This is a genomic window from Streptomyces sp. NPDC089919 (assembly GCF_040684615.1).
Lineage (GTDB): Bacteria > Actinomycetota > Actinomycetes > Streptomycetales > Streptomycetaceae > Streptomyces.
The window spans coordinates 87,779-110,173 of sequence record NZ_JBFBGK010000007.1 but is presented as its reverse complement, the minus strand read 5'-3'; the positions used below and the strand labels follow the sequence as shown (position 1 = coordinate 110,173).

17 protein-coding genes and 1 tRNA gene are annotated in these 22,395 nt (G+C 76.5%); 10 read left to right on the top strand and 8 right to left on the bottom strand.

All coding sequences use genetic code 11. From position 1 onward, the window contains the following. Positions 1-3: 3 nt before the first annotated feature. Positions 4-1,629, bottom strand: coding sequence for a dynamin family protein (locus tag AB0O40_RS05480; RefSeq protein ID WP_365035953.1), 1,626 nt, complete (start codon positions 1,627-1,629; stop codon positions 4-6). A gap of 356 nt (positions 1,630-1,985) precedes the next feature. Between AB0O40_RS05480 and AB0O40_RS05475 the strand changes: the two genes are divergently transcribed. From AB0O40_RS05475 to AB0O40_RS05460, 4 genes are all read left to right on the top strand, one after another. Continuing rightward, positions 1,986-2,058: transfer RNA gene (locus tag AB0O40_RS05475), tRNA-Arg, on the top strand. Positions 2,059-2,293: 235 nt separating this feature from the next. After that, entirely contained in the window at positions 2,294-2,932 is a 639-nt protein-coding gene (locus AB0O40_RS05470; protein WP_365035884.1) for an ATP-binding cassette domain-containing protein, read from the top strand. Next, entirely contained in the window at positions 2,929-3,813 is an 885-nt protein-coding gene (locus AB0O40_RS05465; protein WP_365035882.1) for a metal ABC transporter permease, read from the top strand. Before AB0O40_RS05470 ends, AB0O40_RS05465 begins: the two co-directional genes overlap by 4 nt. After that, positions 3,774-4,580, top strand: coding sequence for an ABC transporter substrate-binding protein (locus tag AB0O40_RS05460; protein WP_365035880.1), 807 nt, complete (start codon positions 3,774-3,776; stop codon positions 4,578-4,580). Before AB0O40_RS05465 ends, AB0O40_RS05460 begins: the two co-directional genes overlap by 40 nt. Before the next feature lie 67 nt (positions 4,581-4,647). Here the strand turns inward: AB0O40_RS05460 and AB0O40_RS05455 are convergent, their stop codons facing one another. Beyond that, positions 4,648-6,318: a class I adenylate-forming enzyme family protein gene (locus AB0O40_RS05455; protein WP_365035878.1), complete on the bottom strand. Its 1,671-nt coding sequence runs from the start codon at positions 6,316-6,318 to the stop codon at positions 4,648-4,650. Beyond that, complete coding sequence (locus AB0O40_RS05450; protein ID WP_365035875.1) at positions 6,315-8,147, bottom strand: CoA transferase; 1,833 nt, start codon at positions 8,145-8,147, stop codon at positions 6,315-6,317. The genes AB0O40_RS05455 and AB0O40_RS05450 overlap by 4 nt, the downstream gene beginning before the upstream one ends. Before the next feature lie 160 nt (positions 8,148-8,307). On the opposite strand from AB0O40_RS05450, the gene AB0O40_RS05445 reads away from it, so the two are divergent. Then, positions 8,308-9,546, top strand: a complete 1,239-nt coding sequence (locus AB0O40_RS05445; protein WP_365035873.1) for an acyl-CoA dehydrogenase family protein — start codon at positions 8,308-8,310, stop codon at positions 9,544-9,546. Here the strand turns inward: AB0O40_RS05445 and AB0O40_RS05440 are convergent. The 3 genes from AB0O40_RS05440 to AB0O40_RS05430 all read right to left on the bottom strand — a co-directional run bounded on the left by AB0O40_RS05440 (position 9,543) and on the right by AB0O40_RS05430 (position 12,989). Then, positions 9,543-10,481: a DUF4436 family protein gene (locus AB0O40_RS05440; protein ID WP_365035871.1), complete on the bottom strand. Its 939-nt coding sequence runs from the start codon at positions 10,479-10,481 to the stop codon at positions 9,543-9,545. The two genes, AB0O40_RS05445 and AB0O40_RS05440, sit on opposite strands and share 4 nt — an antisense overlap. A gap of 145 nt (positions 10,482-10,626) precedes the next feature. Continuing rightward, positions 10,627-11,841, bottom strand: a complete 1,215-nt coding sequence (locus AB0O40_RS05435; RefSeq protein ID WP_365035870.1) for a sugar ABC transporter permease — start codon at positions 11,839-11,841, stop codon at positions 10,627-10,629. Next, entirely contained in the window at positions 11,838-12,989 is a 1,152-nt protein-coding gene (locus tag AB0O40_RS05430) for an MFS transporter (protein ID WP_365035951.1), read from the bottom strand. Before AB0O40_RS05430 ends, AB0O40_RS05435 begins: the two co-directional genes overlap by 4 nt. A gap of 391 nt (positions 12,990-13,380) precedes the next feature. Between AB0O40_RS05430 and AB0O40_RS05425 the strand changes: the two genes are divergently transcribed. Beyond that, entirely contained in the window at positions 13,381-14,070 is a 690-nt protein-coding gene (locus tag AB0O40_RS05425; RefSeq protein WP_365035868.1) for a hypothetical protein, read from the top strand. A gap of 146 nt (positions 14,071-14,216) precedes the next feature. Further along, positions 14,217-14,939 (top strand): sigma-70 family RNA polymerase sigma factor, encoded by a 723-nt coding sequence (locus AB0O40_RS05420; RefSeq protein ID WP_365035866.1) that lies wholly within the window; start codon positions 14,217-14,219, stop codon positions 14,937-14,939. Between the two features lie 41 nt (positions 14,940-14,980). Here AB0O40_RS05420 and AB0O40_RS05415 read toward each other — a convergent pair whose 3' ends face one another. Beyond that, entirely contained in the window at positions 14,981-16,792 is a 1,812-nt protein-coding gene (locus tag AB0O40_RS05415; protein WP_365035865.1) for a helix-turn-helix domain-containing protein, read from the bottom strand. Between the two features lie 203 nt (positions 16,793-16,995). On the opposite strand from AB0O40_RS05415, the gene AB0O40_RS05410 reads away from it, so the two are divergent. From AB0O40_RS05410 to AB0O40_RS05400, 3 genes are all read left to right on the top strand, one after another. After that, complete coding sequence (locus tag AB0O40_RS05410) at positions 16,996-17,847, top strand: FAD binding domain-containing protein (RefSeq protein ID WP_365035863.1); 852 nt, start codon at positions 16,996-16,998, stop codon at positions 17,845-17,847. After that, complete coding sequence (locus AB0O40_RS05405; RefSeq protein WP_365035860.1) at positions 17,844-20,624, top strand: molybdopterin-dependent oxidoreductase; 2,781 nt, start codon at positions 17,844-17,846, stop codon at positions 20,622-20,624. The genes AB0O40_RS05410 and AB0O40_RS05405 overlap by 4 nt, the downstream gene beginning before the upstream one ends. A gap of 82 nt (positions 20,625-20,706) precedes the next feature. Continuing rightward, a complete protein-coding gene (locus tag AB0O40_RS05400) occupies positions 20,707-21,186 on the top strand; it encodes a molybdopterin-dependent oxidoreductase (protein ID WP_365035858.1) in 480 nt (159 codons plus the stop codon). A gap of 2 nt (positions 21,187-21,188) precedes the next feature. Here AB0O40_RS05400 and AB0O40_RS05395 read toward each other — a convergent pair whose 3' ends face one another. Then, positions 21,189-22,235, bottom strand: coding sequence for a DUF916 domain-containing protein (locus AB0O40_RS05395; protein WP_365035857.1), 1,047 nt, complete (start codon positions 22,233-22,235; stop codon positions 21,189-21,191). Positions 22,236-22,395: the final 160 nt, after the last annotated feature.

The window sequence follows — 22,395 nt, the reverse complement described above, 5'->3', positions numbered from 1 at the left end:
CGGTCACCTCTCCTTCTGCAGTACGGACAGCGCGGCGATCAGCTCGGCCTGGGGTTCGGGGGTCAGTTCGAGGGCGTCCAGGGGTGCGAGCCGGCGGTCCCGCTCGGCCCGCAGCACCTTGTCGAGGTGGCTGCTGACCAGTTCGTTGCCCCGGTCGCGCAGCCGTACGGCGGCGTGCACGCCGATCCGCTCGGCGAGCCGGTCGCCGGCCCGGCGGGCCCGCTTGCCGCCGAGCAGGGCGGACACGAGGAGGGCGGCCACCGCGTCGGCGTCGGGGGCGGCCTGCTTGTCCATGCGGCCCACCTCCTCCTCGGCCAGCTCCTCCAGCACCCGCCGCCAGCGGCGTACGGCCATCCCGATCCGCTCCCCCGCCTCGCGGTCGGGGCCGGGCAGCGGGACCGCGCCGGCGGCCGGTTCGCGCCGCCAGACCCCGGCGATCCGCTCGTCGGCGGCGGCCACGGCGCACTGGAGGAGGGCGGTGAGGCTGTCGGCGAGGGAGTCGAGGAGTTCGTCGGCGGTGGTGTCGAGGGGGTAGCCGCGCCAGCGGGTCAGGGCGTCCCCGGCGAGCACCGCCCCGCTCTGCAGCCGGGCCCGCACCCGCTTGCCCTCGCGCTGGTACGCGTCCTCGACCGCGCCGGTCAGCCGGACCGCGGCGGCGTGCTGGGCGGCCACGGCGGAGGCCAGTTCGGGCATCCGGCGGCCCAGCGACTCCAGGACGCCGACGGCGGTGCGGCCCACGGACTGCTGGCGGGCCGCCGGGTCCTGGGCGCGGTGGCTGAGCCAGGCGAAGAGCGGCGCCACGGCGGTGGCGGGCAGCAGTCCGCCGCCGCCGGTGGACTCGGGCAGCTCGGGGACCGTGAAGCGCGGCACCTCCCCGAGGCCGGCGCGGGTGAGCAGGGCGCCGTACTGCCGCGAGACCTCGGCGAGGACCTGGTGGGGCACCCGGTCGAGCACGGTCACGAGGGTGGCGTCGTACTCCTTGGCGGTGCGCAGCAGGTGCCAGGGGATGGCGTCCGCGTACCGGGAGGCGGTGGTGACCATCACCCAGATGTCGGCGGCGCAGATCAGCTGGGCGGCCAGGGTGCGGTTCTCGACGATCAGGGAGTCGATGTCGGGGGCGTCGAGCAGGGCCAGGCCGCGGGGCAGGCTGCTGACGGTCTCGATGCGCAGCTCGTGGCCGCCGGCCGCGGGCCCGGCCCCGTCGCGGGGGCCGGCGGGGACGCGCCGGGGGGCGGGCGGGACCAGCTCCTCCTCGCCCTGCGGGAGCCACACCCTCATGAGGTCGGGCAGGATCCGCATGCCGGCGAACCAGTGGTGGTCGTCGGGGTGGCAGACCAGCACGGGAGTGCGGGTGGTGGGTCGCAGGACGCCCGCTTCGGTGACCTGACGCCCCACCAGAGAGTTGACCAGCGTGGACTTTCCGGCTCCGGTGGAGCCGCCGATCACCGCGAGGACGGGCGCCTCGGGCGCCATGAGCCGCGGTACGAGGTAGTCGTCGAGCTGGGCCAGCAGCTCGGCTCTGGTCTGGCGGGCGCGGGGGGCACCGGGCAGGGGCAGCGGCAGACGCACGGAGGCGACCCGGTCGCGCACGGCGGAGAGGGCATCGAGCAGCTGGGGCCGAACATCCAAGGTCACCACATGTGCAGAATGCCCAATTTTGTGACCGATTTGAAGCTTATACGCCCTCTGCGCGCCGAGCGCTACTCCGGACGGACACGGAGGAGGGAGGGGACGGCAGAAGCGCGGACAGAAGGGACGACTGGGGCGCAGGCATAACGAGTGCACAACACCCGGGGCGTGGCGCAGCAAAAGCGGTGCAAGAATCGCACCTGCCTGCGATTATCGGCATCGCTTCACCGAACCTCCACATCGTGGCACGCGAGTGAAGCAACCGGGACAAGGCAACCGGAGCCCTATCCTTGACCCGGCACGGACACAGTCCCACCCCCACCCCGGGGCTCCAGGCCACTCAAGGCCACCTTCCGGCCCCCGTAGCTCAGTGGATAGAGCAGGCGCCTTCTAAGCGCTTGGCCGCAGGTTCGAGTCCTGCCGGGGGCGCTCTTCGCACGCCGGTGCCGGCCCTCCCTCGTGGAGGGCTTTTTTCGTGGGCGTGGGGCACCTTAGCGGGAAGGATGTAGTGGACACGTAAAGGTGTCCGGTCCTGCTCGTGGGTTCGGGTGCGATCCCGTGGGAACCCCGGCACCCTTCCATACGACTCCTCTTGCGCGCCGCACGTCCTGGTTCGGGCGGCGGGTTTCCGAGGCAGCGCGCGTGGGCGCGGGAGGGCAGGGGGATGGGCGGGCTCGACATACGGATGAGCGGCGTCGGGTGCCGGCACGGCCGGCTCGACGCGGTGACCGGCGTGGACCTCGAGGTCGCGGCCGGCGAACGGGTCGCGCTGACCGGCACCAACGGCTCCGGCAAGACCACCCTGCTGCGCGCCGTCCTCGGCCTGCACCCGAACTCCTGCGGCAGCATCGAGGTCGGCGGCCGCGGCAGCCGCACCTCGGCCGACCGGGCCTGGCGGGCCCGGGCCTGCGCCTGGATCCCGCAGAAGCCGGCGGCCGGCCGGTTCCCGCTGCGCGGGGACGAGTTGCTGGCCAGCAGCACCCGCCCGGCCGAGGCGGCCGAGGCGGCGGACCGGCTCGGCGTCGGCACCCTGGGCCACCGGCCGCTGCACACCCTCTCCGGCGGCCAGTTGCAGCGCATGTACCTGGCCCGGGCGATCGGCTGCGTGGCCGCCGGGGCCGGGGTGCTGCTCGCCGACGAGCCCACCGCCGCCCTGGACTTCGAGGGCCAGGAGGAGGCCGCGGACGTGCTGACCTCGCTGCCGGTGACCCTGATGGTGGTCACCCACGACCGGACCCTGGCCCGGCGCTGCGACCGGGTCCTGGAGATGGCCGCCGGCCGGTTGCGGGAGGTCCGCCCGTGACCGGCGCGGCCCTTTCCCCCGCGCTGGCCGGGGCCGATCTGGGCCAGCTGCTCCAGCTGGTGCCGGTCCAACGCGCCGGTTTCGCCCTGCTGCTGGCGGCCGTCGGGCTGCCGGTGATCGGGGTGGTGATCGTCGGGCTCGACATCATGCCGGTGCGGTTCGCGATGATGCACGTGGCGCTCTTCGGCATCGCGGTGGGCCTGCTGACCGGCCTGGACCCGATGCTGTGCGCCCTGCTCGCCTGCGCCCTGGCGGGCGCCGGGGTCGCGCCGCTGGCCCGGACCCCCGACGGGCTGTCCGGTGCGATGGGCCTCCTGATGAGCCTGGCCATCGCGGGCGCCCTGCTGCTGCTCGCGGTCTCCGGGGTGAACGCCTCGGGGGCCTTCGCCCTCCTGTGGGGCTCCATCCTGTCGGTGGGCGGCCCGGACCTGGTGGTCCTGGGGGCCCTCGCGGTGGTGGTGCCCGGCCTGTTCTGGTGGCGCCGCCGGGAGGTGGCGCTGCTCCTGTACGACCGGGAGCTCGCGCAGTGCTCCGGCGTCCCGGTCAAGGCCCTGACGGCCGCGCTGCTGGTCCTGGTCGCCATCGCCGTGGCCGGGGCGATCAAGCTGACCGGGGCGCTGCTGGTGGACGCCCTGACCCTGCTGCCCGCGCTGGCGGCCCGCCGGCTCGGCGGCTCACTGCGTTCGATCACCCTGTGGGCCGTCGGCATCGGCGTGACCGTGAACCTGACCGGGTTCCTCGTGGCCCTGTGGCTGGACTGGCCGCCCGGCCCGGTCCTCGTCCTGGCGGCGGGGGCGGTCGTCCTCGCCGTGCACCTCATTCCCGAACGGAGAAACCGCTCATGGCGCGCACCCGCGTCCGCATCCCTTCCCTCGCACTGACCGCCGCACTGGCCGCCGTCGCCCTGCTCACCGCCGGCTGCGGCGACTCCGACGACGACGCCGAGGGCACCGGAGCCGCGGACGGCCCGCGGGTGGTGGTCACCACCAGCTGGGAGGGCGCCTTCGCGAAGGCCGCCGGCGCCCGGAACATCAAGGTGATCGTGCCCCAGTCGGTGCACCACGCCCCGGACTACGACCCCAAGCCCTCGGACCTGGCGGCCGTGGCCGCGGCGGACTTCGTGCTGTACGCGCCCTTCGAGCCGTACGCCGCGAAGATCAAGGAGGCGGCCGGCTCCAAGGCGAAGCTGGTCGAGGTCAACCTGGACAACAGCCGCGACAAGGCCGTCGCGGAGGTCACCCGGCTGGGCGGGCTCTTCGGCACCGCTCCCGCCGCCACCGCCTGGAAGACCGCCTTCGAGGCCGAGTACGCCAAGCTCAGCGGCGAGGTGAAGGCCGCCTGGCCGGGCGGCAGGGCGCCCTCGGTGGTCAACCAGGTCTTCAGCGGCTGGTCCGCGGAGCTGGCCGGGGCGACCAGCGTCGGCACCTACGGCCCCGAGCCGGTCACGCCCCGGCAGCTGGCCGAACTCTCCGCGAAGAAGCCCGCGTTGGTCCTGGACAACGCCCACATGACCACCGGCACCGTACTGCCCGGCTCCGGGGCGGAGCAGGTGGAGATCGTCAACTACCCGGGCGAGGACCTGGACCTGCTGCCGGTCTACCGCAACGCGGCCCGCGACCTGGAGAAGGCGCTGGGCAGCGCCTCCTGAGGCGCACCGCACGACGGAGGGGGTGGGCACGCACCGCGCGCGCCCACCCCCTCCGCGCCGTCCCGCCTCAGGCGCCGGCGGGCACCAGCCCGGCCTCGGCCGGGACCTGCCGTGCCGCCCGCGCCCGCAGGGCGGCGCGGTCCGGCTTGCCCGCCGCCGTCAGGGGCAACCGGTCGAGGACCAGCAGGAGTTCCGGGTGCCTGGGGCGGTCCAGGCCGCGGCCCGTCAGGTGGCCGGACAGCTCCTCGAGGGTCGGGGCGGTCCCCCGCGGCACCACGCAGGCCGCCAGGCGTTCGCCCATCAGCGGGCAGGGGACGCCGACGCACACCACGTCGCGGACGGCGGGGTGCCGGGCCAGTTCGCGTTCCACCTCGGCGGGGCTGATGTTCGCCCCGCCGCGGATCACGATGTCCTTGAGCCGGCCGACCACGTGCAGGACGCCCGCCGCGTCGAGGTAGCCGAGGTCGCCGGTGCGCACCCAGCCCTCCCGGGTCCGGTAGCGGGCGTCGAGCTCCGGCGAACCGACGTAGCACAGCGGGGTCATCGGGCCCCGGGACAGGATCTCGCCGGTCTCCCCGTCCGGGAGTGCGGCGTGGGTGCCGGGGTCGGCGATCCGGATCTCGGTCACCCGCGGGTCCGGGCGGCCGGCCACCACCCCCCGGCCGTCGGCCGGCGGGACGGGGTGGTCCAGGCCGGTGTGGCAGTTGACCCCGTCTGCCGAGCCGTACAGGTTGACCACCGGGCAGCCGAAGGCGGCGGCGGCCGCGGCCGCGGTGTCCTCGTCGAGCGGGGCGCCGCCGAGCACCAGCGCGGTCGGCGCGGGCAGCGGTTCCTGCCCGGGCCCCTCCAGGCGCTCCAGCATCATCCGGATCATGGTGGGGACGCCCATGATGTGCGTGGGCCGGTGCTCGCGGACCGCCGCCAGGGCCGCGTCCGGGCTGAAGTGGTCGGTCAGGACGAGGGTGCCGCCGTGCCGGGCGAGGGTGACGGCGGTCCCGCTGGAGCCGAAGGCCGAGCCCAGCGGCACCAGGAAGAGGGTGCGCGGCGGGGTGCCGTCCGGCAGCAGCGCGGCGAGCATGTTGCCGCGGCCGCCGGCCAGGGCGTTGTGCGAGTAGGCGATCATCTTGGGCTCCGCCTCGGAGCCCGAGGAGACCAGGATCCGGGCCGCGCCGTCCGGGTCGGGCCGGTACGGCACGAAGGTCGCCGGGTCGGTGCGCAGCAGGGCGGAGAGCGCGAGGGTGCCCTCGGGGGCGGTGCCCGGGCCGGCCGCGATCACGTGCCGCAGGGCCGGCAGGCCTTCGGCGAGCGCCGACAGCCCCTCGGCGTGCCGGTGGCCGCGGTGCTCGACGGCCGCGATCACCGCCACCGCCTCGGCCCGCCGCAGCAGGGACTCCGCCTCCCGGCCGCCCCGGCCGACGGGGAAGGGCAGCACGACCGCGCCGAGGGCGGCCAGCGCCAGGTCGGCCATGACGGCGTGGCGGTTGTTGGGGAGTTGCACGCCGACCACGTCGCCGGGTCCGATGCCGAGCGCTCTGAGCCCGGCGGCCAGACATCGCACCTTGCGGTCCAGGGCGGTATAGCAGAGCTTGCCCTTGTCGTCGAGGACCGCGGTGCGGTGCAGGTCGGCGATCTGGCGGGCCCGGAAGAGGCTGTAGAGGTCCAGGTCGGGGCAGGTGCCGTCGACCGCCCAGGAGCGGCGGAGGGCGGCGGGCAGCAGGTCGTGCAGCTCGACGGTCATACGAAGCTCCAGGGGTCGGGGACGGCGGGGGCGCCGTGCGCGTCGCGGCCGATGGCGCCGCCGAACCGCGCGTCGTGGTGCAGTCCGGTCAGGTCGGTGGTCACCCGGGTGGCGGCCAGGCCGTGGCCCCGCAGCAGGGCGAGGGCTTCCGCCGAGGGCAGCCCGGTCAGGTCGTACGAGGCCGCCTCGGCGGCGTGTTCGTCGGTGGCGGCCAGCCAGCCGTCGAGGGTGCGCAGCGGGCGCCGGAAGCCGGCCGGGCGGCGCGGGTCGGCGCCGCGCAGGGCGCGTTCCATCGCGGGGGCGGTGAGCGTGTCGGCCGCGCCGAGCAGCGAGGAGTCCACCCGGACCCCGGACCCGGTGCGTTCGCGCAGCAGCAGCCCGGCCAGTACGGCCTCGGTGCCGTGCAGCCCGCCGAGTACGTCGAGCAGGGTCATCAGGGAGGGCGCGGGCGGCTCGTCGGCCGGGCGGACCGCCTCGCCGGTGCCGGTGCGGGCCTGGACCATGAAGTCCGTGCCCATGGGCGCGTCCGGCAGCCGGTCCGCCCAGCCGCCGGTGTACGCGTAGACCAGCGCCGGGTTGACGGCGGCCAGGTCGGCGGCGTCCAGGCCCAGTTCGGCGGCCTTGCCCGGGGCCCAGTTGTGCAGGAACACATCGGCTTCCGCGGCCAGTTCGCGCAGCCGGCGGCGGCCGTCCGGGGCCTTGATGTCGATCTCCACGGCGCTCTTGCCGCGGTTGAGGGCCAGCCAGCGGGCGGAGACCCCCGAACAGGCCGGCGGCATGCCGCGCAGCGGGTCGCCGCCCGGCGGCTCGATCCGGATGACGTCGGCGCCGAGCAGGCCGAGCAGCGCGGCGGCCAGCGGGGCCTGGACCCGGCGGCCGGCCTCCAGCACGGTCAGCCCGGCCAGCGGGCGGGACCGGGGCAGGACGGCGGCCGCGCCCGGGAAGGCGGCGGCGCCGGGCGGGGCCAGCGGGGTGAAGGACCACGGGTCGGGGCCGGTGGCCCCGTCAGGGCCGGCGCCCGTCTCCGCGGCCCACTCCGCAGCCCGGTCGGCCAGCGGGCGCAGCACGCACACCTGCGCCCCGGCGTGCTCGGCGGCCCGGCGTACCAGGTCCAGCGGCAGGGCCCGGGTCACCTCGTGCAGGGCGGCCGGGAAGGGCGCGCAGGCGGTGGCGTACCGGAACTGGAAGGGCAGCCAGCCGGCCCGGACCGCGTCCGCGGGGGCGTCCAGGGCGCGCCAGAAGGCGGCCCAGGCACCCGGGTCCAGGGTCTCCAGCTCGAAGAGCAGCCCCTCGGCGCTGGTGAACGGCGGGCCGCCGGGGGCGATCTCCGCGGCCTCGCCCTCGTCGGCGCCGGCCGCGGCGAGGTACTGGGAGACGGTCAGCAGCCCGGCCCGGTCGGCGCCGACGGCGCACGCCCCGCCGGTGACCGGGGCGGCCCCGCGGGCCTGGCCGATCAGCCGGGCCAGCAACCCCTGGACGGCCAGCACGCCGGCGGCGGTGGCCGCGTAGTCGAGCGCCAGGGCCCTGGGGACCCCGTCCCGGCGGCCGTGGACGGCCATGATGCCGGTGGCCGCCTGGGCGGTGGCCTCGTCCCGGATCCCGGAACCGGGTCTTCCCCAGCTGATCAGGGCGGCCGCGGGCTCGAAGCCGGCGCCGGTCAGCTCAAGCCGCCCGTTAGGGGTGCTCATGTCGTGGCCGAAATGATTCTGTCGGGCTCCGAGCCGCCGGAGGTGGTCGGCCGCGACCCGGGTGAGCGGCGCCGGTCCTCCGGTGTCGAAGCGCAGTGTGTCGAGCGGCCGGATCGTCTGCGTGGTCGCCGGTGACGCCATGCCTCTCCTCTCCTGGCGCGGCGATGGCCGCCGCCTGGGGGTTTGTCCGTGAGCGGGAACCGGGGGGCGGGCCCGCCCGACTGGTTCCGAGACAGACAGTCGGACGGGCGTACTCGCGGGTTCCCGGGAAGAGCGGAGAAGAGCGGTGGAGGGTCAGGGCATGGCAGAGCACGGGGCCGGGGCGGAAGACCTCCGGGACACCGGTGGGACCGACGGCGCCGGGGGCGTCGCGGGCGGGGGCCGCGGCGAGGACGCCGACGGCCTGCTGGAGGGCGTGGCGGGCTTCGTCCGGCGGCGGGTGATGCCGCACGAACCGGTCCTGGACGCGGGCGGCCCGGCCGCCGCCGAGGTGCTGCGCACCCTGCGCGAGGAGGCCCGGACCAGGGGCCTGTGGGCGCTGCCGCTCCCCGCCGAACTGGGCGGCGGCGGGCTGTCGTTGACGGCGTACGCGGCCATCGCCGAGGCGGAGGGGGCCAGCGACCACGGCCCGTCCGCGGTGGGCTCGGCGCCGCTGCTCGACGTCACGATGCTCGCCCAGCACGCCTCCGAGGAGGTCCAGGAGGCCTACCTGAAGCGGCTGGTCTCGGGTGAGCTGCGGACCTGTTACGCCATGACGGAGCCGGGGGTGCCCGGTACCGACCCCTTCGGCACCGCCACCCGGGCCGAGAAGCAGCGCAACGGCGGCTGGAAGGTCACCGGCCGCAAGTGGTTCATCTCCGGGGCGGCCCAGTCCGACCTGGTGACCGTGCTGGCCCGGACCGACGGCCGGCCCGGCGACCGGGACGGGCTCTCGCTGATGCTGGTGCGCACCGACGCGCCCGGCTTCCGGGTGGTGCGGGACCTGCCGGTGCTGGGGGCGTCCGGACAGTACGAGATCGAGCTGGACGGGGTCGAGGTGCCGGCCGACCACCTGGTGGGCCAGGTCGGCGGGGCGCTGCGGGTGGCGAGCGACCGGCTGCAACTGGGCCGGACGCTGCGGGCGTTGCGGTGGCTGGGCCAGGCCCAGCGGGCGTACGACCTGATGTGCGAGCGGGCCTCGGCGTGGCGGGACGCGCGCCGCCCGCTGGCCGGCCACCAACTGGTCCAGCAGCACGTCTTCGAGGCCCTGCTCGCGCTGCGGACCACCCGGCCGCTGGTCCACGAGGCGGTCGCGCTGATCGCGGCGGGCCGGGACGCGCGGGTGGAGGTCGGGCTGGCGAAGGTGGCCGCGGCCCGGGCCCTGGAGCGGGTCACGGACTCCGCCATCCAGATCCACGGCGCGGCGGGGCTGGGCCCGGACACCGCCCTGCCGGCGCTGTTCCGCACCGCCCGCGCGGCCCGGATCCTCGACGGCCCGGACGAACTGCACATCACGTCCGTGGCCCGCCGGGTCCTGGGCGGCCACCCGATGGAGGACTAGGCCGTCTGCTCCAAGGGCTCCTCCGGCTCCTCGGCCCGGCGGAGGATGCTACGGACGCCGGTGACGACCACCACGGTGAGGCAGAGGGCGATCACGGTCTCGGCCCACAGGAAGGCGCACCAGTCCAGCACGCAGCCGATCGGGGGCGAGCCGGGGGCGGTGTTGCGGAAGGCCGCGAGGGCGAAGAGCGTCGCGGCCATCCACGACAGCGCGGGCCAGACCAGGCCCTCGCCGCGGGTCGTCAGGTACCAGGAGCCGAGCAGCACGGCCGCCGCCAGCGCCCACATCACGACCATCATGAAGACCGCGAAGACGAGCAGGCTGCCCGACCGGTCCACGGACACGGCCACGATGCCGTCCTGGCCGGCGGGCGCCGGTTCCGCGGAGACGGCGAAGAGGGTGTCGTTGTTGGAGAACAGCAGGCGCACCGGCACCTGCCTGCCGCCCAGTTGCGCCCGGAAGGCGATGTCGGTCCGGTACGTGTCGAAGGGGTAGTCGCTGACCGAGCCGCCGGAGATCGCGACCTTCACGTCCCGGGTCGCGATCCGTTCCTGCGCGGCGAACTCCAGGTCGCCGAGGGTGGATCCGGAGGTCTGGAGGGTGAGGTCGGCCACCGGCGCTCCCCCGTCCGCCTCGCCCAGCCGCCCGCGCGGGGTCACCCAGACGCGCAGCAGCAGCTCGCGGGCGGTGGCGTCGACGCGCTGGACAGCGGCCTCCACGTCCACCCGGTCGGGCGCCCCCGACCCGACGGTGTGGACGGTGTCCACCGCTTCCCGCTCGGCGAACTGCAGCCAGGAGCCCACGGCCACCGCCACCACGATCAGCAGGGCGATGGGCAGCAGGACCGGCAGCAGCGAGGCCCGGGAGCGGCGGGGGCGGCCCGCCGACGGGTCCGGGGCGGCTGCCTCCGGTGGCGGGTCCGGCGGTGCGGCCATGGTGTCTCCGGCGGTGGCGGGGAGCGGGCCGGGGCCGGCCCGCCTGCCATCGTGGCGGAACGGCCGGAGCCGGACGGCCGGTGACGCCGCCACGTGCACCCGAACGCAGCAGCGGCGGGCGCCCCGGCACGCTCTGCTCGCCGGGTCAGGCCTCCGCCGCGTCGGCCAGGCCGGTGCGGACGGCCAGGGCGAGGGCCAGGAAGAAGGTGCCCCAGACGAGTTCGTGGCGGGGGGCGGTGCCGGTGGCCGCGTCGTAGCAGCCGTCCAGGAGCATGCCGGGCGGGCGGCCGTCGGACCCGGTGGTCAGGTGGTGCGAGACCAGGCGGTGCAGCACCGCTTCGGCCCGGCCGCGGTACTCCCGCGCCCGGGGGCCCGGTACCCGCGCCAGCTTCAGCAGGGCCAGCGCGGCGATCGCGGCGGCGGAGGTGTCCGGGGGGCCGTCCGGGCGGCCGGCGTCGGCGGGCGGGACGGGCGGTCCGGCGAGGAGCGGGCCGTGCCGGAGCAGGCGCTCGGTCTCCGCCCGCAGGGCGGGCGGCGAGCAGGCGGCCGGGGAATCCGGTTCCCGATCCGCCACCGGGACGGGTGTGCGGGCCTCCACCCTGGAGTCCGTCCCGGTGGCGGTCGGCCCCTCACGGACGGACCGCAGCGACGCGTCCGCGAGGGCGAGCAGGAGCCAGGCCTCGCCGCGGGCCCAGCCGGCGGCCGGTTCCTGCAGCGGGCACCAGCCCGAGGTGGTGAACTGCCAGGCCGGTACGGGGCGTTCGGCGCCGGCCGGGTTGCACAGCGCCAGGTGCCGCGCCAGGTGCGCGGCGCCCGCCGCCGCACCCGCGGGGCCCGCCGAGGCCAGCAGCGGGACCAGCCCCGGCACCCCGTCCACCCGGGCCAGCAGCCGGGGCCCGCCGAGGGCCGCGCCCCAGGGCACCGCCCCGAGCTCCGGGTCGAAGTCCGCCAGGGCGGCCCGCGCGGCCCGTTCCCGCAGCGCACGGGCGGGCCCGTCGCCGGCCGGGGCCAGGGCCGTGCCGTACCAGAGGATCAGGCCCCGGGCCGCGGTGTCGGCCGCCGCCCAGGGGGCCAGGCGGGCGGTGGCCGCCCGGGCCGCCGCCGCGTCCGCCGGACGGCCGGTGTGCCGGGCCCGCAGCCACAGCAGCCCGGCCCAGAAGCCGCCGGTCCAGGAGCCGCGGCCGGTGCTGGTCCACCGCCCGTCCCCGGGCTCCGCGTACAGCGGGAACCGCGTCCCCACCTCGGCCGCCGTCCCGGCGACCCTCGCCAGCACGAGCTCCAGCGCCTCCCGCGCCCAGTCGGGGGCGCGGTCCGGGCCGCCGGCCGCCACCACCGGCTCCCCCGGCTGCCGGGCGGTCACCGGGCGCTCCGCGCGGTCCGCCGGTCGCGCCGGGCCCAGACCGTGGCGACCAGCGCGGCGACGGCGAACTCCGCGGCCACCACCAGCCAGCCGGCGGCGTACCGGCCGTGCTGGGCGAGGAGGCCGAAGAGCGGGGGCCCGACGGCGAAACCGGCGAAGAAGCCCGCGGCGACCAGGGCGGAGTCCTGCCCGGCCCGGCCGGGCGCGGCCCGCTGCATCACCAGCACCATCGAGACGGCGTTGCCGGAGACCGCGAAGACCCCGGCCGCCACGGCCGCCGCCCACACCAGGGGGTGCACGGCCACGGCACCCGCGAGCAGCAGCGCCGCGCCCACCGCACCGGCCGCCAGGGCGCCCGGCAGCCACTCGGCGCGCCCGGGCCGGGCGGCCCGGGACCAGCCGATCCGGCCGCCGACGCCCGCCACGCCCAGGACCGCGACCAGCGCCCCGGCCACCGTGGGGCCGAGGCCGAGCCGGTCGGTGCCGAAGAGCGCCAAGTACGTGTTGACCGAGGCGATTCCGGCCCCCAGGAAGAGCGAGAAGGCCGCCAGCCAGGGCACCGGCCCGCCGGCCGGCCGCCCGGCCGGACCGGCCCCGGCGGCCGGGGCCGGCGGATCGGCGGGCAGCGCCCGCCGGGCCCAGAGCGCGGCGAGCAGGGCGGCTCCGGCGGCCGTCCAGACCGCCGCCCGCCAGCCGAGTCCGGCGGCCAGCAGCGCCAGCGGCAACCCGGCGGCGAAGGCGCCCAGTTGGACGCCGGACTGCTTGGCCCCGGTCACCGCGCCGCGCCGGTCGGCGGCCACCGAGGCCAGGATCGCCTTGTTGGTGGCCGGGTTGGCCAGCGCCTGCGGCACCCCGCCCAACGCGACCGCGGCGAGCAGGAGTCCGGCCCCGGGCGCGGCGCCGATCAGGGCGAGCGCCACCGCCGAGACGGCCAGCAGGAGCGTGATCGAGCGGCGCGGGCCGACCCGGTCGACGATCCGGCCGCCGAGCGGGGAGAGCAGGGCGGCCGAGCCGAAGCCGATGGTGGTGGTCAGGCCCAGCACCGGCTCGGAGATGTCCAGGGCGGTCACGATCCGCGGGCCCAGGGCCCCCAGGAGGAAGAGCTGGAGCATGGAGAAGGCCATGGCGGAGGTGAGCAGCACGGTCAGCCACCGCCCGGGGGCGGGCCGCCCCGCGCCACCGCCCGGCCCGGCCGGGGCCGGGGTCGCGCCGGTGGTCGCCGCGCCGGCCGGCGCGGCCGGGGTGCGGGTCGGGTACGGGTCCGGCACGGGGTTCCTTCCTCCGGGAGCGGGGGTGGCGGCGGTCGGCCCGAGCCGCCCGTCGGGCAGTCAGTCGGCGCGCGGGGCACGGGAGTTCCCGCGGATCCGCTGTGTGCTGGGACACACCCGGGAGGGGCGGCTCGGAGGCCGGTCGAGAGGCTGTCCGGAATGCATCCGGGGCATTCGAATCGCCGGGCGGCGGTGCGAGGATGGCCCCGCGATGACACCGGGCCGATGTTCACGAGCCGCACGCGCTGCGATGTTCGCAGCCGTCTGTGTCATGCTCTCCGCCACCGCGCACGCGGTCATGTCCGGTACGGGCGTGCCCTGGTGGGCGCTGGCCGTCGCGTTCTGCGCCACCGCCGCCGGGGCCTGGGTCCTGGCCGGCCGGGAGCGCGGGCCGCTGGGGGTGGTCACGGCCGCGGTGCTCGTGCAGAGCACCCTGCACACCCTCTTCTCCGCGGCGCAGGACGCCGCCGCGACCGCCGCACCGGCCGCCACCGGTGCGGTCCGGGCGCCGCTCATGGCGGGCCACCACCACCTGGCCCACCCGCTGCCCGGGACCCGGCCGGCGCCGCCGAGCGCCCACGACCTGCACAGCCTGCACGCGCTCGTCGACGGCCTCGGCGCCGCCCCGGCCGGGCCCCACCCGATGGCCGCCATGCCCGGCATGGACGGCATGGGCGGCATGGCCGGGGGCATGACGGCCGGGATGCTGGCCGGGCACCTGCTCGCCGCCCTGCTCTGCGGGTGGTGGCTGGCGCACGGCGAGCGCGGCGCCTTCCGCGTCCTGCGGGCCCTGGCGGCCCTGCTGCACGTACCGCTGCGGCTGCCGGGCGCGCTCGGGGCGCTGCCGTACCTGCCCCGGCCGCGGCTGCGCCGGGCCCGGTCCGCGCGCGCACCGCGCCTGCTGCTCCTCTCGCACGCCCTCACCACCAGGGGTCCGCCCGTCGGGACCGCTGTCGTCTGACAGCCGGCTCCCCGGCGCTGCGGTCCTCCCGGCCGCACCTCCGGGCATCGGCCCTGCCCTCCGGCGGGCGCCGTACTCCCCATCACCGGCCGCCGCCCCCGCGTGCGGGCGGCCGGATCCCTCCTGCTCCGTGAGGACCCGTGGCGATGACCCCTGCCCTGCACACCCCTGCCCCGAGCACCCCCGCCGGCCCCGCGCCGTACCCGGCCGCGCGCCCGGCGGCCCGTACCCGGCCGGCCCCCCGGTACTCCGCCGCCGACGACGCGGTGGCCACCCGGCTGGCGCTCGCGGCGCGGGACGGCGAACCCGCCAAGACCGACCGCTTCGTCCGGGCCCTGCACCGGGACGTCTGGCGGTACGTGGCGTACCTGAGCGCCGACCCGCAGGCGGCCGACGACCTCACCCAGGAGGTGTTCCTGCGGGCGCTGGGCGCGCTGTCCCGCTTCGAGGGCCGGTCCTCGGCCCGGACCTGGCTGCTGTCCATAGCCCGGCGCACCGTGGTGGACAGCCTCCGGCACGCGGCCGCCCGGCCCCGGCTGGCGGACCGCAGCGACTGGGAGAGCGCGGCCGAGCAGACCCAGCCGCACCACGTACCCGGCTTCGACGACGGGATCGCCCTGGCGGAGCTGCTGGCCTCGATCCCGGCCGAGCGGCGCGAGGCGTTCGTGCTGACGCAGCTGCTGGGACTGCCGTACGCCGAGGCGGCCCAGGCCATCGGCTGCCCGGTCGGCACCGTGCGCTCCCGGGTCGCCCGGGCCCGCACCTCGCTGGTCGCGCTGCTGACGGACGCGGAGGCGCCGCCGGTCCGGCGGCCGCTCGCGGCGCCGGCCGCCGAGCCGGCGGCGGCCCGGGTGCCGGTCGCCGTCTGACGGACCGCCCGGTCCTGCTCTGCCCGGCCGGCGGCCACCGGCTACCGGCAGAGCAGGGCCGCCAGCAGGTCCAGCCGGTCGTCGAGGCGGGAGAGGTCCCGGCCGGTCAGCGCCTCGATGCGCTGGATCCGGTAGTGGACGGTGTTCACGTGCAGGTGCAGGGTCTCGGCGGTGCGGGCCCAGGAGCCGTGGTGGTCGAGGAAGGCCACCAGGGTCTGGAGCAGGGTGTCGGCCGAGGCGTTGTCCGCCTCCAGCAGCGGGCCGAGGGTCCGGGTCCGGTAGACCTCCCGGACCTCGGCCGGGACCCCGCTCAAGAGGGCGCCCAGGCCGTCGAGTTCGTCGGTACTGGCGATCCGGCCGGCCAGCGGCGAGCTCGCGCGGGCCGAGGTCAGCGCGAACCGGGCCTGGTCCAGCGCCCCGTACAGGCCCGCCGCGGCGACCGGCCGGCCGATCCCGGCGTGCAGGACCGCCGCCGGGTCGCAGTCGGCCAGCTCCCGCCAGACCCGGGCCAGCCCGGGCAGCCCCGGGACCTCGCCGTCCGGCCGGCCGCCGGGCCCGGGCGCCGGCCGTCCCGCGCCGGCGGCGGGGCGCCCGGCCGACGGGGCGCGGCCCGCCTCCGGCCGCGCCGCGCCCGACCGCTCCGGGGACCGCTCGTCGGCCCCCTCCGCGGCGGCCTCCGCCGGGAGTTCGAGGATGCCGACGGCCTCGCCGCCGCCGGCCCGGCCCACCGCCCAGCCGGCCGGGGCGACCGCGGCCAGGGCCTCGGCGAGGGCGTCGGCCGCGGTCTCGCCGGGGTCCCCGTCCGATCCGGACGCGGTGGCGGCCAGGACCAGGTAGCGGCCCTCGCCGGGCAGCGCGCAGGCCCGCAGGGCCCCGTCGAGGGCGACCGCGCCGCCGGCCGAGCCGGCGACCACCGCGGCCAGCGCGTCGGCGGCCGGGCGCCGGGACCGGCGCTCGCGCACCCAGGCCTCCTGGCGCTGCGCCAGCAGCTCGACGATCTCGCTGAGCACCCGGGGCGGCACCCGGTCGGCCTCGGCCAGGTGCAGGTGCCAGGTGTCGTAGGCCGAGCCGCCCGAGTCCACCCGCAGCACCAGCCCGGGGTCGGCGGTGCCGAGCGGGCCGGCGCCGCGGCCGGGACCGGCGGCCCGCCCGGTCTCCGCGGCCGCCCCGCCGGACTGCCCCGGTACCGCCGGGCCGGTCCGGGCGATCACCCGGCCGGCCGCGGTCACCAGGGAGGCCGGCGGTCCGGAGAGGTGGGCGAAGGCGGTGGCCAGCAGTTCGCCGGGCGGCGCGCCGGCGGCCACCAGCCGGTGCAGCGTGTCGCGCACCCCGGCCGGCAGGGCGGGCGAGCGGTCCGGGTGCCGGCTCAGTTCGCTCCACTGCCGCAGGTACACGGCGTCGGTGACGGCCCGGAAGCTGATGTGCGCGGGGACGGCGATCAGCACCATGCCCTCCGCCCGGCAGGCCTCGGTGATCTCCTCGGGGACGGCTCCGTGCGTCTCCTCCCCCGCGAGCAGGGCCGCCGCACCCGCCGCGCACAGCGCGGCGACGAACCGGTCCGCCTGCGCCCGGCCGCCCTCGGGCGTCCACCACACCAGGCCGGTCAGCACCACCTCGCCGGGGCGCAGGAAGCGCGCGGGGTCCTCCAGGTCGGTGGCGGTGACCCCGCTGACCTCCCGGGCCAGCGGCCGGTCCGGGCCGGGCCCCCGGCCGGAGGCCGTCCCGGCCGGGCCGTGCGGGTCCGGGCGGCCGGCGCGGGCGGCCGGGGCCGCGGCGGCCAGCGCCGTCCGGTCCCCGTCCCACAGCAGCCTCAGTCCCAGGGACTCGTCCTGAAGGAGATGCTCCACCTGCATGTTCCGGCTCCTCTTGCTTGTGCCGGGCCGTGCGCTCGACAACACGTATTCGCTAGGCGAATCCATGCATTCGCATCGTAAATGCAAGTGTTCCTGGCGTGAATCCTGACTGGATGATTCACCAAGAGACCTCCGTTCCGCTCGGGTGTTTCCGTGGCGGAAACCAGTCGTTTCACGCCACATCCCGGCGTTTCACTGAGGACGTGGACCTCAACACCGTGGCGGACATATGCGACGCCCGACAGCGACCGGCCTGGCGGCCGGGTGACGCCTGGCTCGCCGGCGGCACGTACCTCTTCTCCGAGCCCCAGCCGCAGATCCGGCGGCTGGTGGACCTCGGCCGGACGGGCTGGCCGCCGCTGACGGAGCACCCGGACGGCTCGCTGGAGATCGCCGCGACCTGCACCGTGGCGCAGCTCTACCGGCACGGCCGGGCCAGTGCCGCGCCCGCCGCACCGCTCTTCTCGCAGTGCTGCCGCGCCTTCCTCGCCTCGTTCAAGATCTGGAACATGGCGACCGTCGGCGGGAACCTCTGCAACGGCCTTCCGGCCGGTCCGCTGATCTCGCTGACCGCCGCCCTGGACGGGGTCTGCCTGCTGCGCGGCCAGGACGGCACGGTCCGCCGGCTGCCCGTGCAGGACTTCGTCCTGGGCGCGGGCGTGAAGGACCTGCGCCCCGGCGAGCTGCTGCGCTCGGTGACCCTCCCCGGCCGGGCGTTGACCCGCCGGACCGCCTTCCGGCAGGCCTCCCTCTACGGCCTGGGCCGCTCGGGCGCCCTGCTGATCGGCTCCCTCGACCCCCAGGACGGCTCCCTCGACCTGACGGTGACCGCCGCCACCGTGCGCCCGTACAAGCTGTGGTTCCCCTCGCCGCCGGGCCGGCGGGCCCTGCGCGAGGCGCTGGCCTCGGCGGTCCCGGACGACGCCTGGTTCGACGACATCCACGGCCTGCCGCAGTGGCGCCGCCACATGACCTTCCACCTGGCCGAGCAGATCCGCCAGGAGCTCACGGCGCCCGCGGGCCGCCGCCCACCGACCGAGGAGGACCCCCGATGAGTTTCGAGATCGAGGTCAACCGACGGCCCTTCGACGCCGAGCCCCGCCCGGGCCAGTGCCTGCGCACCTACCTGCGCGAGCGGGGCTGGTTCGGGGTGAAGAAGGGCTGCGACGCGGGCGACTGCGGGGCCTGCACGGTCCACGTGGACGGCGAGCCGGTGCACAGCTGCCTCTACCCGGCGGTCCGTGCGGCCGGCCGGCAGGTCACCACCGTGGAGGGGCTGGCCGACCCCGGCGGCGAACTCCACCCCGTCCAGCGCAAGTTCCTCGAGGCGCAGGGCTTCCAGTGCGGCTTCTGCACGGCCGGCTTCCTGATGACCACCGCGGCCCTGGAGGCCGAGCGGGGCACCGACCGGGACGACGGCAAGCTCGACGACCTGCCGCGCGCCTTCAAGGGCAACATCTGCCGCTGCACCGGCTACCGGGCGATCGAGGACGCGGTCAACGGCGTCAAGCACGTCGAACGGCCCTGCGCGGGCGAGGCGGTGGGCCGGAGCCTGGGCGCCCCGGCCGGCCCCCAGGTGGTCACCGGCACCGCCCGCTACACCTTCGACGTGGCCGTCCCGGGCCTGCTCCACATGAAGCTGCTGCGCTCCCCGCACGCGCACGCCCGGATCACCGCGATCGACACCACCGACGCCCTCCAGGTCCCCGGGGTGCACGCGGTCCTCACCCACGAGGACGCCCCGGACGTGCTCTACTCCTCGGCCCGGCACGAGCACCCGACCGAGGACCCGGACGACACCCGGGTGCTGGACAGCGTGGTGCGGTACGTCGGCCAGCGGGTGGCCGCGGTGGTCGCCGACAGCGAGGGCGCCGCCGAGGAGGGCTGCCGCCGCATCGTGGTGACGTACGAGGAACTGCCGTACGTCCTGGACCCGGAGGCCGCGATGGCCCCGGGCGCCCCGGTGATCCACGCCGGCAAGGGCCCCGACCAGCGGATCGCGCGCGTACAGGACAACGTCGCGGGCGAGGTGCACGGCGAGATCGGGGACGTGGCCGCCGGCTTCGCCGAGGCCGCCGTGATCCACGAGGAGACGTACCGCACCCAGCGCGTGCAGCACGCCAGCCTCGAGACCCACGGCTGCGTCGCCTACTTCGAGCCCCGGGAGGACGGCACCGGCGAGCGGATCACCGTCCGCTCCTCCACCCAGACACCCTTCCTGACCCGGCGGGCGCTGTGCGCGCTGTACGGGCTGCCCGAGGAGGACGTGCGGGTGGTCGCGGGCCGGGTGGGCGGCGGCTTCGGCGGCAAGCAGGAGATGCTGACCGAGGACATCGTGGTGCTGGCCGCGCTGAAGCTGCGGCGGCCGGTGAAGCTGGAGTACACCCGCGCCGAGCAGTTCTACGGGGCCACCACCCGGCACCCGTTCACCATCACCATCAAGGCGGGCGCCCGGGCCGACGGCACGCTGTCCGCGATCCAGATGCGGGTGGTGTCCAACACCGGGGCGTACGGCAACCACGGCCCGGCGGTGATGTTCCACAGCGTCGGCGAGTCCTTCGCGGTCTACCGCGCCCCGCACAAGAAGGTCGACGCCTTCTCCGTCTACACCAACGCCGTGCCCGCGGGCGCCTTCCGGGGCTACGGGCTGGGCCAGGTGACCTTCGCCGTGGAGTCGGCGATGGACGAGCTGGCCCGGCAGCTGGGCATGGACCCGCTGGTGTTCCGGGAGAAGAACATCATCGGCGCGGGCGAGCACATGCTGAGCCCGATCGGCGAGGAGGAGGACCTGCACATCGCCTCCTACGGCCTCGCCCAGTGCCTGGCCGTGGTCCGCCGGGCGATCGCCGAGGACACCAGCCACGAGCAGGTCCCGCCCGGCTGGCTGACCGGCCAGGGCACCGCCATGTCGATGATCGCCACCGGCCCGCCCGGCGGGCACTACGCGGACGCGACGGTCAGCCTGCTGTCCGACGGCACCTACGACATCGCCGTGGGCACCGCGGAGTTCGGCAACGGCACCACCACCGTCCACAAGCAGATCACCGCGGGCGCGCTGGCCACCACCGCCGACCGGATCGCGATCCGGCAGTCCGACACCGACGTGGTCCGGCACGACACCGGCGCCTTCGGCTCCGCGGGCACCGTGGTCGCCGGCAAGGCCGTGCTGCTGGCGGCCACCTCGCTCGCGGAACGGCTGAAGACCTTCGCCGCCCGGCACACCGGCGTGGCCCGGCACCTGTGCCGGCTCGGCGCCGAGGCCTTCGACTGCGCGGGCCGGCTGGTCACCCTCAAGGAGCTGTACGAGGCCGCGCACGCGAGCGGCCGGGCCTCGGAGGTCAGCGCCGAGGGCCACTGGGGCGGCAGCCCCCGCTCGGTGGCCTTCAACGCGCAGTGGTTCCGGATCGCGGTGGATCCGGACACCGGCGAGATGAGGATCCTGCGCAGCGTGCACGCGGCGGACGCCGGCAAGGTGATGAACCCGATGCAGTGCACCGGCCAGGTCGAGGGCGGGGTGGCCCAGGCCCTGGGCGCCACCCTCTTCGAGACGGTACGGGTGGACGAGCGCGGGGAGGTCACCACCGCGGCCTTCCGCCGCTACCGGCTGCCGCAGTACGCCGACGTGCCGCGCACCGAGGTGCACTTCATGGAGACCCTGGACGCGATCGGCCCGCTGGGCGCCAAGTCGATGAGCGAGAGCCCCTTCAACCCGGTGGCGCCGGCCTTCGCGAACGCCCTGCGGGACGCGACCGGGGTGCGCTTCACCGAAGTGCCGCTCACCCGCGACCGGGTCTGGCTGAAGCTCCAGCAGATGCGAGGAGATCTCTCGTAGGACCCTCAGAACAGCGAGGGGTACTGGCCACTTCTCATGCGATCTGCGGTTCCGGAACCCCGGCAGCGGGCACCCTGGCTCCATGAGCCAACTCGACACGACGGCGTGCACCAACGAGCTCGTACTGTCCGGGGAGGTGTCCCGGCCGCTGACCCTGGGCGTGGCCGAGCTGCGGGCGGGGTGGCCGGTGCACCGGGCGGCGGTCACCTTCGACTGCGCGACCAACGGCCCCCAGCACCACGTCTTCGAGGGGGTCCTGCTGCGGGAGGTGGTGGCCGCGGCCGGCCCCGGCTTCGATGCGGCCCGCCGCAAGGACCGCTCCCGCTACCTCCTGTGCGTGGACGGCCGGGACGGCCACCACACCGTCCTGTCCTGGGCGGAGGTCGACGAGGACTTCGGCGGCGCCCCGGTCCTGCTGGCCACCTCCCTGGACGGCATACCGCTGGACACCGTCGGCAGCCAGCTCGTCGTCCCCACCGACCGCTGCGGCGCCCGCTACATCAGCGGCATCACGGCCGTCCGCCTGACGGGGTACGCGGGCGGGGGCGGGGCGGGGGTGTGACCTCAGCCCGTCGTCGCCAGGTCCTGGGGTTCGGGCTCGGGGGTGGTGGTGGCGCGGCGGGTGCGGCGGTGCAGGACCCAGGTGGCGAGGCCGGCGCCGGCCAGGAGGAGGAGCAGGCCGGCGGCGGCCCAGGGGACGGCGAGGAAGCCGGTCTCGGCGGACTGCCGCTCGTCGGGGTGGTCCGCCGCCGTCGCGGTGACCTTGAGGGTGACCCAGTCCAGCTGGGGGGAGGCCGCCCAGGCCTCGGTCAGGTCGATCCGCTGGCCCGGCAGCAGGACGAGGTGCAGGTCCCGGTTCCTGCGGCTGAACACCTCGCGGCCGAAGAGGCCCTGGGCGCGCATCGCCACCTGCGGGTCGAGCACCACGTTGCCCCGGTTGACCAGGGAGTACGAGATCGTGGCGGGCGCCTTGCGGCTCCACGGCAGCAGCGGGGCGTCGCGCTTGACCGAAACGCCCTCCACGCTCAGCGCGGCGGTCAGCGGTCCGGGAACCCGCAGGTAGAAGCGGGCGCCGACGGAACGGCGGACGCCGACCTGGACCTTGCCCTCCTTCTTGACGCCCTCGACCCTGGTGTTCAGGGCCACGATCCCGCCCACGTGGTCACCCGGGTTCGCGTCCTCGGGTATCCGCACGGTGAAGGGGATGTCCCGGCGCCCCTTGGGCGGCACGGTGACCGGCTTGCCCGCGACCTCCGGCGGCAGGGTGATCCAGGTGCCCAGGTCCTTCGGCTTCTTCTCCACCGGCAGCAGCGCGAAGGCGCCGCCCGCGGGGGTGTTGGTCGCGTCCGTGGCGAAGACCAGGAAGGTGATCGGCGCCGCGGAGGAGTTGGTGAGGGTCACGCTGTCGGTGACCGTGCCGCCCGCCGCGCCCTGGTGGAAGAAGTACGCCCGGCTGGTGGCCTGCTGCCCCGCCGCGGGGGTGGGGTAGACGGACCAGTTGCCGTTGTCCGCGGCCCGCGCGGGGCCCGCGCCGGGCAGCGCCCCGGCCACGGTCAGCAGCGCCCCGAGCAGGGCGCCGAGGAGGTACGTCAGCGGGCGGGGTGTGCGCATGGGCTCGGCTCTCCAGACGTGCGGGGTCCAGACGGCGGAAGGGACGCGCGAGGGGTGGTGCGGGGCCGGCTGGCGGCGGGGTACGCCGAGGACCGGCTGGCCGACCGGGTCGGCTTCAGCGAGGGCACGCCCGCCAGCACCGACGTGGACATCAAGGGCT

Excerpts from the sequence above, each read along its gene's own strand:
- AB0O40_RS05470 (WP_365035884.1), top strand. The coding sequence starts at position 2,294 with ATGGGCGGGCTCGACATACGGATGAGCGGCGTCGGGTGCCGGCACGGC.
- AB0O40_RS05460 (WP_365035880.1), top strand. The coding sequence starts at position 3,774 with ATGGCGCGCACCCGCGTCCGCATCCCTTCCCTCGCACTGACCGCCGCA.
- AB0O40_RS05455 (WP_365035878.1), bottom strand. The coding sequence starts at position 6,318 with ATGACCGTCGAGCTGCACGACCTGCTGCCCGCCGCCCTCCGCCGCTCC.
- AB0O40_RS05450 (WP_365035875.1), bottom strand. The coding sequence starts at position 8,147 with ATGGCGTCACCGGCGACCACGCAGACGATCCGGCCGCTCGACACACTG.
- AB0O40_RS05445 (WP_365035873.1), top strand. The coding sequence starts at position 8,308 with ATGGCAGAGCACGGGGCCGGGGCGGAAGACCTCCGGGACACCGGTGGG.
- AB0O40_RS05440 (WP_365035871.1), bottom strand. The coding sequence starts at position 10,481 with ATGGCCGCACCGCCGGACCCGCCACCGGAGGCAGCCGCCCCGGACCCG.
- AB0O40_RS05425 (WP_365035868.1), top strand. The coding sequence starts at position 13,381 with ATGCTCTCCGCCACCGCGCACGCGGTCATGTCCGGTACGGGCGTGCCC.
- AB0O40_RS05420 (WP_365035866.1), top strand. The coding sequence starts at position 14,217 with ATGACCCCTGCCCTGCACACCCCTGCCCCGAGCACCCCCGCCGGCCCC.
- AB0O40_RS05415 (WP_365035865.1), bottom strand. The coding sequence starts at position 16,792 with ATGCAGGTGGAGCATCTCCTTCAGGACGAGTCCCTGGGACTGAGGCTG.
- AB0O40_RS05405 (WP_365035860.1), top strand. The coding sequence starts at position 17,844 with ATGAGTTTCGAGATCGAGGTCAACCGACGGCCCTTCGACGCCGAGCCC.
- AB0O40_RS05400 (WP_365035858.1), top strand. The coding sequence starts at position 20,707 with ATGAGCCAACTCGACACGACGGCGTGCACCAACGAGCTCGTACTGTCC.
- AB0O40_RS05395 (WP_365035857.1), bottom strand. The coding sequence starts at position 22,235 with ATGCGCACACCCCGCCCGCTGACGTACCTCCTCGGCGCCCTGCTCGGG.